Below are 12,076 nucleotides of genomic sequence, written 5' to 3' on the forward strand. Positions count from 1 at the left end.
GGACAGGACGTTGACGTTCGGCGGTAAAACCTCCGTCACGCTTTACGCTGGCGCGCCGATACTCAGTGACCCTCTCGATATTACCGTCGGGCCGTTCGCGAACCTTGCGATCAGCCTGTTCCTGCCGCAAGCGACTAAGCTTGAGACCGTACATCAGCTTGCAGTGCAAAACGCCTACGTATCGAGTGGCGACAACACGGCCGCGCCAGACCAGCCTTCGCCCAAGACTTACACGAACCGCTTCTATCTGTCGGGCGTGCTCGTCAACACGCGCGGTCGCACCGATGCCATCGTCGCATTCGGCGATTCCATCACGGACGGCTACGCCTCGACGGTCGATGCAAATCGCCGCTGGCCGGACAATCTCTCGCAGCGGCTCAACAGCGGACAGTCTCGCCACGGCACGGCCATTCTCAACGAAGCGATCAGCGGAAACAGAGTGCTGAGCGATGGCGCCGGGGTGAGCGCACTCGCACGCTACGATCGCGACGTGCTCAGCCAGCAAGGCGTCAAGTGGGTAATCATGCTGGAAGGCATCAACGATATCGGTTGGCCTGGCACTGCGCTTGATCCATCGGCGCCTCAGGCCACGGCGGAAGAAATCATCGATGGCTACAGACAGATCATCGCGCGTACCCATCTGCGGGGCATTCGCATCATGGGGGGCACGCTCACGCCCTTCCGCAATGCACTGCAAGGTACGCCGAACGAAGGCTATTACACGTCTCAGAAGGAAGCGGTGCGGCAGGCCGTCAACAACTGGATCCGCAATAGCCGCGAGTTCGATGCCGTCGTGGATTTCGATGCCGTGATTCGCGATCCCGCGCACCCGATCTCGATGCAGACGCGATACGATAGCGGCGATCATCTGCATCCGAACGATGCCGGGTACGTTGCGATGGCAAATGCGATCGACCTGTCGGTCCTGCGCGGTCGGGACGCGGACAGAGATAACGACGAACAGTAGTCCAGCTTTGCTTCGTCAGTGAGGCCAAGGCCCCGCGATTAGCTCGGCGTTGGCCTCTTCACACTTGGCGAAAGGGATCGCCACGCGTGAAAACATTTAGCTCTATAAGTCGGGACCTAGGCAAACCCCTCTTCTGGGTACCGGAAGATGATTCATCAATTCAAAGCATCGGTGATGCGGCGGATTTCGGAGAGTACCGGTCGTCCGCACGACCTTCATATGGCTCTGTTGAGCGGCAGAAAGTGGGCCACCAGCGGTCCAATGTGCTCTTTGCCGTCGGGCGCGTGGGCGGAAAGTTCAGGGTAATGAACCAAAACTGCGGACGGTTCAAAGTTTAGCGATCCAGGGTTCAAGATAGCCTGAGCGCTGGTCTCGCAAAGCCTTATTTCCACAGCGCGACGAGTTTCGAGTTTAGTGAGTTTCGACTCGACGCTCATCGGACGCTGAACGCTGCTCGTCCAGACCCGAACTCGTGCGCGAAGCACATCGCCCGACGCCGATAGCCGGGAGAAGTCATGAGGTTGCGAACTGAACCCACACGAGGAACGCTCAAAGTTGTTTCGCAAGAGGCGCGCCCGCGTGCCGGTGATCCGACACCAACGAGCCGTTTCTGTTGCGCCTCGCAAAACGGCGTTTGGCATTGCCCTCTTCTGTCGCTTGTCCGTCGGCGATCTCGAATACGCGCTCACGGCTGCAAGAGCGAAGATTCAGCCGCCGGGTCGCGCCCAGCGCCGTGACGCGTCTTCCAAAAGAATAAATGCCTCGAAACCAAGCGGCGTCGTTTAAGATATGCATGGCATGGCGCCGCCGCCATTTCCGGCACGGCCATAATCGTTCGCACCACGTAATACCATACGAGGGTGACGGCAATGACCACGATGACCCCGGTCGGCAACTTTCGAAAACGCCTGAAGCGTCGCGTCAAGTGGCCGCTGATCGCCATCGTCGCGGCCTTGCCCGATAGCGTGCAGACCCTGCTCTACCTCCCGCGCGTCCGCAAGTTCGCGCAGCATGTACCCGTCCTGAAGGTCGTGTACACGGGCTGCTACCGCACCCATCCGCTCGACAAGGCGCTCGGCACCGAAACGGGCGGCATTGAACCGCCCGAAGCCATCTATGGCGACGACAAGAACGCCGGCAGCTTTCCCTACATGGGCTCGCAGCCGAGCACCGTCCGGCTCGCCCTTCGGCAACTCGGCGATCTGCGCGATCACGCCTTCGTCGACATCGGCTGCGGCAAAGGCCGGCCAATGATCGTCGCGACCGAATTTCCGTTTCGCGAGATCATCGGCTACGACCTCGCCTCGCGTCTCGTGGACATCGCCAATCGCAACGCGCGGATCGTCGCGCGCCGCTTTCCGGAGCGTGTGCCGATGCGCGCCTACGCGGCCGATGCGCTGCAGGCCGACTTTCCGCCCGGCAAGCTGGTCGTCTATCTATTCAACCCCTTCGGCATTCAGACGATGACACGGCTGCTCGACAGCCTCACCGCCGCATACGAGCGCGGCGCGATCGAAGCGTTGTCGATCGTGTATCTCAACCCTTTATGCAAAGAGCTTTTCGATGCTTCGCCTATCCTCGATTGCCGCTTTTCCGCTTCGGTGCCTTACGCGGCGGATGAAATAGGCTACGACGAGGGCGTGACGCAAACCGTGCACATCTGGACGTCGCGGCCGCGCGCCTGAACGTGAGCGGGCGCGCCTCGTTCAGAGAATCGCCCGCATCGGCTTCATGCAGCCCTTTCGGAAAGCGGACTGCGCTTCGCGAACGACACACGATAAGTCAACACGATCCCCAGCACCGTGAGCACCGCGCCCGAAAGCGAAAACGCCTGAACGCTTTGCTGAACCGGCAAGCCCGCCAGCTTCGTGAGAAACAAGGTCGTCAGAAGCGCAATGCAACTCGTGAGCTGGAACAAAAAATCCGTGCGCTGCGACCTGATGGCGAGAAAGACCTGTGCAAGAGGCAGAAAGACGAGTTGCAACGTGAACAGCGGAATCAGCCGATAAAACAGCTCGATCGTCTCCTGCCAGTCCGGGCCGAGCGTCAGCCTTACGAGCGGCGCGAAGAGCAGGCTTCCCGCGAGCGCATAGAGCGCACCGAAGAGCGCGAGCGTGCGCGCATACGTGACATAGACCTGGCGCAAGCCTTCGCCACCGTCGTTTTTCGACACGGCGGCCACTGCATCGCGCCGGAATACGCCGCCCAGACTTTGCCCGACGAGCGCCACGGGGAAAAAGCCGAGCCGGTACGCCGCCGCGAAATACCCGCCGCTCTCCGCGCCGAACCATAACGGGATGACGATCGAAAGCGAGTAATGCACGACCGAATTGCATAGCGTGGACGGCAGGATATAGATCGCAAAGCTGCGGTTGTCGATGAAGAAGCGCCTCGAAAGCCGGCACGCGAAGCCCTGCTTGCGCCCGCTTCTGATGATGCTCAACGTCATCGCGAGCGCAACGCCGAACGTGATCCACGTGTACCAGACGAACGGATTCGATCCTCGCGAAACATCGAAGACGTGATCGACGAGCAGGAAGCCGACAAACGCCGCGTTGATGGCGATGCGCGAAAGCGCCATGCGTCCATACCAGCGCAAGCTGTTGTAGTACAGCGACGCCGCCATCTGAATGAACGACGCAAGCGAGTACAGCTCGATGAGCCACAGATCGGGATGACCGAGCAACGATGTCAAGACGAACGACATCAACGCAACGACGGCCGCCAGAAGGCTCGCGTTGACGAAGGCGCTGAACGACTCCGCCGGCGAATCATCGACACACGCGAGTTCATAGCGGAACGCAAGGATGGAACTGGTGAAGGAGCCGATCGCCAGCCAGTAATTAAACGTGCCGAGCGTGCCCGGGCCGTACCAGTGGCCCAGAAGATACACACAGGCGAACATCACGATCTGGCCCACGATCACCAGGGACATTGACACCATTGAATCTCTTGGGTTGGTCAGGCTTCCCTGATTTTGGCGGCGCATGTCGAAATAGCCTCTCCACTGCTTGAAGGAAATCATGGCGACGTGGTGCCTGCGATCGGCACATGTCCATCGCGCGCGGTGCTGTTCTCGCGGCGCACCTGTGTCGATGACGTTCGTATCTGCTTCAGATAGTCGAAGCCCCATTTCCTGGTCGGCTCAATATAGGAGCCTTCACCGAACTCGTTCCAGCAGCAGATGACCACCGTGCGCAGCGTCTTCTCGGGATACTGGTCGAGCACGGCCTGCGCCTGTCGAAGATGCTCGCCGAACTCGCCCGGCGTGCCGTACGACATGTCGTGCAGCCTGTCGGGACTCCCTCCCCACGGACGCTTGTCCCAGCCGGAGGTGACGGGCACGAAGTACGGCAGCTTCGAATGCGCGAGGATCCACATCCAGCTTTTGCGGTATCCTCCGGCCAGTTCCGCATACGAATGCGACAGCGGCGTGTTTCGCGACCAGCTTCCGTCGAGTCCGAAATGGTAGTTGTACGCGCTGATCGCGGCGTATCCCATGTCGGGGAGATCCTGCTCGACGGGGCCCGCCACGGCCTGGCTCGTCGCGACGAAATAGATGCCCGGCAGGCCCGCCTGGACCGCTTTCTCACGCGCGCGTTCGAAGAGCTGTGACACGTCCGTGCCGAAAGAAGACGCCTTGCCTTGAAGATCGTAAGGCGCAAAGATGAAGACGACCGGCATGCCGTTCACGCGGTAATACGACGCCTGCCCGAAGTAATGCGCGATCCAGTAATCGACGATGGCATCGAACTGTTCGACGGAACTCGGCGTATCGGTGTGGTTGGCCCAGAGTATCGAAAACTTGACCGAGGAGCGCGCGGGCGATTTCAAATAGGCGTCGATCGCCTGCGTGAGCGCCGCGCCTCCCTCGTTGACCCAGTACCAGTCGTAAATGACGAAGTCGATGCCGTAATCGTGCATCCACTGAAGCTGACGTGTCGCGACATCGACACTGCCCTCGTCATACCAGCCGAGAAGCGGCTCTCGGCCGCCGTACTTGCGAATCGCGTCCCACGGATGATCGTTGACGAGCGGCGGGGAATGCTTCCACCCGGGATAGTAGTAGACGCCGACGTTATCGCGCTTGACCACGTTATCGTCGGCGCATGCCGTCGACAGCAGCAGTGCGCTGAAGAGCGCGACGGCCCAACAAAACGCGCACTTCATCATCGCGCCCCTGTCGCTTCGTCGACGTCGAGCCGAACTCGCCGCTGTCCCGCGCGCCGGAACGAAGCGCCTCTGGCGTACGCGGCCACTTCCGATCTGTCGGAAAACAGCAGGACGAAGAACATGACCGGGAGGTATTTATAGAACCCGTTCACGAATGCCGCAACGAAAATGTACAGGCCCAGCAAACAAAGCAGCCGTGCCGATGCACGCCGCCGTATCGCTACCTTGAGCGCGATCAGATGCGGAATGAGATACGCGGAGAAAACGAATATGCCGTACGCGTAGAACGCGCTGAGGAAGTCGTTATGGAACCAGATATTGAGTCCGATCTTGCGCGAGTTGAAGTCGAACGAGCTGGAAAAATTCCGGCCGACGAAGAAGTCGAGCCCGTTGAAGTCCGATATCGCCGAGAACCAGCTGTCCCAGATAATCACTCGGCTCAGGCGGTCGAAGTTGTTGATCACCGTGTCGAAGAACGAAAGGTACTGGTAGAGAAAGCTGCCAAAGAGGAAGTCCATCATGTCCTTCATATTGGCGATGACGAACCCCGCGATCACGAAGATGACCACGGTGATCAGGATCTCTCGCGCCTGCAAGCGGAAGTTCGCGACGAGATAGGCCGCGCCCATCACGATGATCGGTGTGCGCGACCCCGTGTACAGCGTAAGAAAAAGAAAGATCGCGGCGAGCAGGAAGTGTCTGGCCTTGTGGCTGAAAGACGCCACGTATGTCCACCAAAGACAGGCAAAGGCAAGCAGGTACGACGCTACATGAGGGAGCCGATACATGCCCTGGTTATAAAGCCTGAGAAATTCGATGTCTCTCGATCCCGAGAGGAATACGTCCGGGTCGGCCTCGGAGCTTCCCGCGTTGATGCCGACGAGCGCCGGCAGGAAAAGTATCGCGAAGACATACGTGGCGTGGCTGATCGCGGCGGGACTGACCCGCGAGTTCTTCGCGTAAAAGAACGCCGAGAAAAACTGCGCGAGAAAGAGAATGTCGGATAGGTCCTCGATTGATACGGCGAAGCGAAAGAAGTTGACCACCGCGGAAAAGCCGAGGCACAGGATGCACGCGATGAACCACAGACGGTCGAGCCGGTTGCGCGTCAGGCGGAACATCAACAATAGCGACACCGGAATCGACGCGACATACACCGGCACCGCCACGAAGTAATTGACGATATTGTCGAGAGCGAAGGCGCCGACAATATAGTAGATGAGCATGTCATCCATCTCACGGCGCATTTCGAGCGACCTCCCGGACGCAATGCCTCGTCGCCATCGAACGATATGGCGTCGTGTTGTCGAGCCATGCCGCTGCATGAACGTTCATGCCGCTGCAAACATCGAACGAAATCTGTCGCATCATCTTCCCGGCCGCAAGATGAAAGTCGTCGTGATCTTCCGCATTAGTTTCTTAGGATAGCAAACTGATGATACGCCTGCCCAAAGACATTTTGAAATCACCGATCGCGATGCGAGATAGTTTCGGTAAGACTTGATGAACCAGTAGTAGGTCACCACGCGCCAGCGCGGCGTGTAGACGCCGAAGATGGTGTCGCGAAGCTCATACGTCTTCGCGATAGTCGAAAACTTGAGGCTGTTCGAGGCGCTCTTTTCGTGTATCCGATAGCGGATCAGCGGCTCGGGCACATTGCCGAATCGCGCACCGAGCTTGAGAAAGCGCGCGAAGATGTCGTAGTCTTCTGCCGGAACGTTTTCCTGAATGTACGGAATGCGCTTGAAGAAGGTCGTGCGGCCGAGCACGGTGGCGTGAAGCACGCCGTTCTCCCCTTTCAGTATGGTCCTTTCGATCTCACCGTGCGTTGCAGGGAAATTGGTCTGGCAGATGACGACGTTGGTCGAGTCGTGGAACATGATCGCGTTGCTGCCGACCACGTCGAGTTCATGTCGGGTGATGTAATCGTACTGGCGTTCTATGCGCTCGGGGTGAAGCACATCGTCCGGGTCCATGCGCATGACGAACGTCGCGGACGCATTCGCGATGCCCACGTTCAGTGCATTGGCAAAGCCCACATTGACCGGCAGCGCGATGATCTTCATGTTCGGCAAGGCATGGACTGCCTGGCGGGCGATGCTCAGCGAATCATCCTTCGAACCGTCGTCGACGAAGATGATTTCTCGCGGCAAGCGCGTCGATGTCCGCACCGAGTCCAAAAAGTCCTCGAGATAGCGGCCATTGTTGTAATTGGCCACGACGAGGCTCACATCCACCATCTTGTTGGTCCGCATTCGCCACTCCTTAACCGTCTTCATCTCCGATCAGCGGCCTACACGTTCTTGCGCGCCGCCATCTTCATCGTGTTGCGAACGCGAATTCTTCGGGTGCGTTCGCGCAGCCAGTCACATTCCGGCGCTGTGGCGTTGATGCTTTTCGCCAGAACGCCCGTGCTGAGAAAGTACTCGAGCGCTTTCTTCACGCCTGAATCCGAGGGCCAGAGAAACTTCCTGAGTGTCCCGCTCTCTATCGAACAACCATGCCGCTCGAGCATTTCGCTCGCTATCCGCACATGTGCGTCTCGCTGACGTTCGGTGCGCCAGGAATCCGCGCGATCGTGATGCGTGCGGTATCGCAGCAGCGGAAGCGAGATATTGGCGAACTCGCCGTGCGTGGCGAGTTCGGTCCACAACCTGTAGTCCTCGACGTACTTGTCGTCGGCCCGGTACTGCAGACTTCGTTGCTGAATCACACGCGCGCGCATCATCACCGTCGGGTGCGCGAAGCAGCTTTCGATCATCAGCAAGGCCTTGCATTCCTCATCGGTAGCCGGCGTCGATACGTACTGAAGCGAACGCCCGAATTTGACGATGTCCGTTCCGCACGCCACCAGACGCGGCTCCGCTTCCATGCGTTCGAGCTGAATCGAAAAACGCATGGGATGCGCGACATCGTCCGCGTCCATTCGCGCCAGATACATCCCATTCGCATGGCTGATGCCGAGGTTCAGCGCCGCGACGATACCGGCCTTCTCCTGAGACAGAAGCTGCACGCGCGGATCATCCCGGCTGATCCGCGTGGCGATGGCATGCGTCTGATCGTCCGATCCGTCGTTGACGATCAACAACTCGAAGTTTCGGTACCGCTGCTGAAGGATCGACCGGATTGCCTCCTCGATGAATGCCTCACCGTTATGCACTGGCATCAGCACGGAAATCCTGGGTTGTGGCATATGTCGTTGTAGACGAAGGTGAGCCTGTGACCGCGAGAATCGCCCGCTTTCCGACTGGCGTTCCAAGTCGGGACTCGCTATTCGATGAGCCGGGGCGGTTCGGGATACGGGTGCGGCGTATAGCGATAGGCGCCGTAGGTCGGACCGAATCCGTAGCGGCCGAGACTCGGATTCGCGCCGTTGAAGATCACGCCGGCCGGAACCACGCCGTTCTGCGAAAGCCGCTTCACGCACTCCGTCATATCGCCCGCCTTGGTGACGCCCGCCTGTGCAACGATGAACACGGTGCCCGTCGACGAAGCGAGCACGGTCGCATCGGTGGCGGTCAGGATGGGCGCGGAATCCATCAGCACCACGTCGTACTTGAGCGACAGATCCTTGATCAGATCCTGCACGTTCTTCCGGGCAAGCAGTTCCGACGGGTTATGCGGAAGCGAACCCCTCGGAATGAAATCGAGGTCCGGCCCGACCTTGCGAGTCACGGTCTCCAGACTCGCCTCGCCGGTGATCACTTCCGTGAAGCCCGCGTTGGCCTGCGCGCCGAAGCAGAGATGCAGATGCCCGTCGCGAAGATCGCAGTCGATCAGCAGAACGCGCTTGCCTGTCGTCGCGAGGAGAGCCGCGAGATTGGCCGACACGAACGACTTGCCGACTCCCGGCGTCGGGCCCGTCACCATCACCACGGCGTTCTTCGCCTGATCGAGTGCGAACTGCAAGGCCGTGCGCAAGCCTCGCAAGCTCTCGATCGACGGATCATGCGGCGCTTCGTAGGCCAGCAGCTTGCAAGGGCGCTTCGTGCCGCGCCGCGAGAACGACGCCTGGATCTTGCTGAACGGCACGGTCGAAAACACGCTCAGGCCAACGCTCTTCTCGATCTGCGACGGAGAACTGAAACCGCCGAACAGCACGCTGCGCGTATAGGCCGCCACGGTGGACGCGATGAGCCCGAAGAGCAGCGTGGCCGCGAGCACGAGCGATTTCTTCGGCTTCACGCCTTTTTCCGGCAAGTCCGGCGTGTCCACGAGCCGCACGTTGCCCACTTTGCCGGCCTTCACCAGCATGAGTTGCTGGGCGTTAGTCACGAGCGACGTATAGAGATCCGTGTTCACCTTCACGTCGAGCATGACCCTCGCCAGTTCCTGCTGCAGCTCGGGCAGCCGCTTGATCTTGCCCTCGAAGTCGTCCGCCTGCTTCTGCAGCGTGGCAATCTGCTGGTCCACTGCGAGCACGTCCTTGGAACTGCCGCTAAAACGCGAGGACAACTCTTGCTTCTTCTGGATGAACTGGATCAGCCGTGCCTTCGTTTCGGAAGACTGGGTGAGCATGATGCCGGCTTCCACGTCCAGATCGAAGGTGCCGTGCTCGTCGCGAAATCGCGTCAGCCGCTCCTGGGATGCCCGCAGCTGCTGCTTCAGCAAAGGCAGTTGCGTATCCAGAAACCTGAGCGATTGCGCCGCTTCCTCGGCTTTTCTGTCGACGTTCTGCCGGACATATTCTCTGCCGATCTGCGTCATCAGATCGCGCAGATAGACGTTGTCCTTGCCCTGCAACGTGGCGATGACCACGCCGGATTGCTTGATCTTTTCCTGAATGTTCAGACTCGACTGGATGTCCGCGATCGTCTCGGCGCGCGAGCGGCGAGTCAACGAAAACGCCGCGCCGGGCTTGCCGGCGAGCGAATCGACCATCAGCCGGATATCGCCGTTCCGGACGCGAAACACTTCCTTGTGCCCGATGCGTCCCTCCACGCCCGCTTCCACTCCGGGTCCGGTCAGCTCGTACCGATCACCGGGCAGAACGGTCAGCGTGAAGGTCTTTTCCTCGCTTCGCGTGGGTACATCGAAGGACGAAACCTTGATGGTTTCCGTGCCCCACGTGTAACCGCCGTGCCCGAACAAGCCGGGGTTCGACACCTCCGACGCTTCCTTTGCGACGAGCCGCCCGATGATCGGCACACGCTTGGGCGCGGTGATGATGTACGCGTGCACCGCATCGACTGCGCGCGACACGACGAGGCGCGACCCGAGTATTTGCGCTTCGGCCGGAGCGGTCGATTTCACATCGAAGAGCGCCGATACGTCCGCAATGGTGCTTCGGCTAGACGAGATTTCGGGACTGTCCTCGACCTGCAGCATGATGTCGGCCTGATACACCGGCGGCGCGAGGAAGGCATACAGCACGCCCGCCAGCACACAGGCGATCGTGACGAGCACCATCATTCGACGCTGCTCGATCAGGATGTCGATGAGCCGCACGAATCCGTATTCGTCGGACTCTTCCGTTCGGTCCAGCGCGGGTGATTTGCCGTGATTCATCGTGTTCGTTCCGGATTGCCGTGACTATCTGATGCGTTGCAGGAGCCTGTCGTCGTCGCATGACGCGCAAACGTCCCTTTTCTTGTGTGCGGCGTTCGGCGGCTCAGTGCCGGCCGGATATCTCGGTCTCCTCGAAGATGGCCTCGACCTCGACACTGGCAAGGTGAGGACGCGCCTCCGTCGCGGGAAGCGTGCTGCTCTTCATGGTGGCGGCGGGTTTGAACAGCATGCCGAGCGAAGCCGATTCGACTGCCGGCGGCACCGGGAAAACGTTCGGCTTCTTCTCGTTGACGAGATTGCGTTCGAGCAGCGCTTCGTACTGTGCGAGGACGCTGTCCCATCGGAATGCGCTGTCGAATCGGCGGCCGCTCGCCTCGCGCATCGCCCGCACGGTCGGCGGGTCGGCGAGCAACGCGGAGATGTGCAGGTCGCATTCGGATTCGTTGGCGAAGAAGCGCGCGTCGGGACCGGCGACCCAGCGGTTGAACTGATTGTCGTGCGCGATGATCGCGGAACTCGCGCCGAGCGATTCGACCAGCGACGGATTCGTGCCGCCCACCTGATGCCCGTGCAGATAAAAAAGCGCGTGATAGCGCAGCGCCTTCACGGTGTTCTGGTCATAGATCGCGCCTGGAAACAGGACTTCGGGACCGGCCGCGTCCATCACTTCGCGGTGGTACGCATTGCCGACGGGATCATATTTGCCGAGCACGACGAGCTTCGCGCCGCGCGGCCGGCGCGAGAACGCAGTCACGATCTCGACGATGGAATTCTCCGGCTCCGGACGCGCGATCACGAGCGCATAGCGGACCTGCCCGAGTCCGAGTTCACGCGGCACGGTGCAGCCCGATCCCTCGATCCGGTCCGCGCCATAGGGGATCATGGTGATCTTCCGGTTCTTCACGCGCGTCGCGAGATGCATCGCAATCGACGGATGGTCGGCGATGAGATGATTCCCCGTCCAGCAGCCGATGCGCTCGTTCATGTACAGCCATGTGCGCTCGTACCAGCGCCATTTGGTACGACGCCATTCGAGCCCGTCCATGTTGATGAGGTTCTTGACGCCGTGCGCACGAAGGTAAGTGCAAAAGACGGCCGTGTTGTAGCCCAGCGTGAGAACCAGCGGCGTCTCGCGTTTCGCCGCGATCTGAACAGCTTTCCAGTCGAACTCGACCGTGCCGAACGCACCGTCGCGCTTGACGGGGACGAAGATCCGCTTCACGCCGCACCAGGTGTCTTCCACGACTTGCGTGCCTCCGACCTGCCCCTGGCAATAGACCGTCACGATCCATCCTCGCTTGGTCAGGTAGAGCGCAAGCCGCTCGGCGAATGTCTCGAATCCGCCATGCTGTGCCGGGATGCCCCGCGTGCCCATGATTGACAGCTGCTTTTCTGACATGTTGATCGACCCGGTCGTTGGGATTCTCG

9 protein-coding genes are annotated in these 12,076 nt (G+C 60.1%); 2 read left to right on the forward strand and 7 right to left on the reverse strand.

Features of this window, described 5'->3' with window-relative positions; genetic code table 11:
• Positions 1-10: 10 nt before the first annotated feature.
• Together AWB72_RS19300 and AWB72_RS19305 are read left to right on the forward strand one after the other, a co-directional pair.
• On the forward strand, positions 11-967 hold the full coding sequence (locus AWB72_RS19300) for an SGNH/GDSL hydrolase family protein (protein ID WP_244285689.1): 957 nt from the start codon (positions 11-13) through the stop codon (positions 965-967).
• Between the two features lie 869 nt (positions 968-1,836).
• A complete protein-coding gene (locus tag AWB72_RS19305; RefSeq protein WP_087128467.1) occupies positions 1,837-2,652 on the forward strand; it encodes a class I SAM-dependent methyltransferase in 816 nt (271 codons plus the stop codon).
• Positions 2,653-2,696: 44 nt separating this feature from the next.
• Here the strand turns inward: AWB72_RS19305 and AWB72_RS19310 are convergent, their stop codons facing one another.
• The 7 genes from AWB72_RS19310 to AWB72_RS19340 all read right to left on the reverse strand — a co-directional run bounded on the left by AWB72_RS19310 (position 2,697) and on the right by AWB72_RS19340 (position 12,023).
• Positions 2,697-3,911 carry a lipopolysaccharide biosynthesis protein gene (locus AWB72_RS19310; protein ID WP_244285690.1) on the reverse strand — a complete coding sequence of 405 codons (1,215 nt, stop codon included), beginning with the start codon at positions 3,909-3,911 and terminating at the stop codon, positions 2,697-2,699.
• 77 nt (positions 3,912-3,988) lie between these two features.
• Positions 3,989-5,140 carry a glycoside hydrolase family 99-like domain-containing protein gene (locus tag AWB72_RS19315; protein ID WP_208863158.1) on the reverse strand — a complete coding sequence of 384 codons (1,152 nt, stop codon included), beginning with the start codon at positions 5,138-5,140 and terminating at the stop codon, positions 3,989-3,991.
• Positions 5,137-6,366, reverse strand: coding sequence for an O-antigen ligase family protein (locus AWB72_RS19320; RefSeq protein ID WP_143754650.1), 1,230 nt, complete (start codon positions 6,364-6,366; stop codon positions 5,137-5,139). Before AWB72_RS19320 ends, AWB72_RS19315 begins: the two co-directional genes overlap by 4 nt.
• A gap of 141 nt (positions 6,367-6,507) precedes the next feature.
• On the reverse strand, positions 6,508-7,395 hold the full coding sequence (locus tag AWB72_RS19325) for a glycosyltransferase family 2 protein (RefSeq protein WP_159459382.1): 888 nt from the start codon (positions 7,393-7,395) through the stop codon (positions 6,508-6,510).
• A 38-nt stretch (positions 7,396-7,433) separates the two neighbouring features.
• Positions 7,434-8,333: a glycosyltransferase family 2 protein gene (locus AWB72_RS19330; protein WP_087128472.1), complete on the reverse strand. Its 900-nt coding sequence runs from the start codon at positions 8,331-8,333 to the stop codon at positions 7,434-7,436.
• Positions 8,334-8,410: 77 nt separating this feature from the next.
• Positions 8,411-10,648: a polysaccharide biosynthesis tyrosine autokinase gene (locus tag AWB72_RS19335; protein WP_087128473.1), complete on the reverse strand. Its 2,238-nt coding sequence runs from the start codon at positions 10,646-10,648 to the stop codon at positions 8,411-8,413.
• 103 nt (positions 10,649-10,751) lie between these two features.
• A complete protein-coding gene (locus tag AWB72_RS19340; RefSeq protein WP_208863159.1) occupies positions 10,752-12,023 on the reverse strand; it encodes a DUF1972 domain-containing protein in 1,272 nt (423 codons plus the stop codon).
• Positions 12,024-12,076: the final 53 nt, after the last annotated feature.

Origin of the sequence: Caballeronia concitans (genome assembly GCF_001544615.1) — a bacterium.
GTDB classification, from domain to species: domain Bacteria; phylum Pseudomonadota; class Gammaproteobacteria; order Burkholderiales; family Burkholderiaceae; genus Caballeronia; species Caballeronia concitans.

Coding starts and splice junctions, on each gene's coding strand:
- AWB72_RS19305 (WP_087128467.1), top strand. CDS start 1,837: ATGACCACGATGACCCCGGTCGGCAACTTTCGAAAACGCCTGAAGCGT.
- AWB72_RS19310 (WP_244285690.1), bottom strand. CDS start 3,911: ATGGTGTCAATGTCCCTGGTGATCGTGGGCCAGATCGTGATGTTCGCC.
- AWB72_RS19315 (WP_208863158.1), bottom strand. CDS start 5,140: ATGATGAAGTGCGCGTTTTGTTGGGCCGTCGCGCTCTTCAGCGCACTG.
- AWB72_RS19320 (WP_143754650.1), bottom strand. CDS start 6,366: ATGCTCATCTACTATATTGTCGGCGCCTTCGCTCTCGACAATATCGTC.
- AWB72_RS19325 (WP_159459382.1), bottom strand. CDS start 7,395: ATGCGGACCAACAAGATGGTGGATGTGAGCCTCGTCGTGGCCAATTAC.
- AWB72_RS19330 (WP_087128472.1), bottom strand. CDS start 8,333: ATGCCACAACCCAGGATTTCCGTGCTGATGCCAGTGCATAACGGTGAG.
- AWB72_RS19335 (WP_087128473.1), bottom strand. CDS start 10,648: ATGAATCACGGCAAATCACCCGCGCTGGACCGAACGGAAGAGTCCGAC.
- AWB72_RS19340 (WP_208863159.1), bottom strand. CDS start 12,023: ATGGGCACGCGGGGCATCCCGGCACAGCATGGCGGATTCGAGACATTC.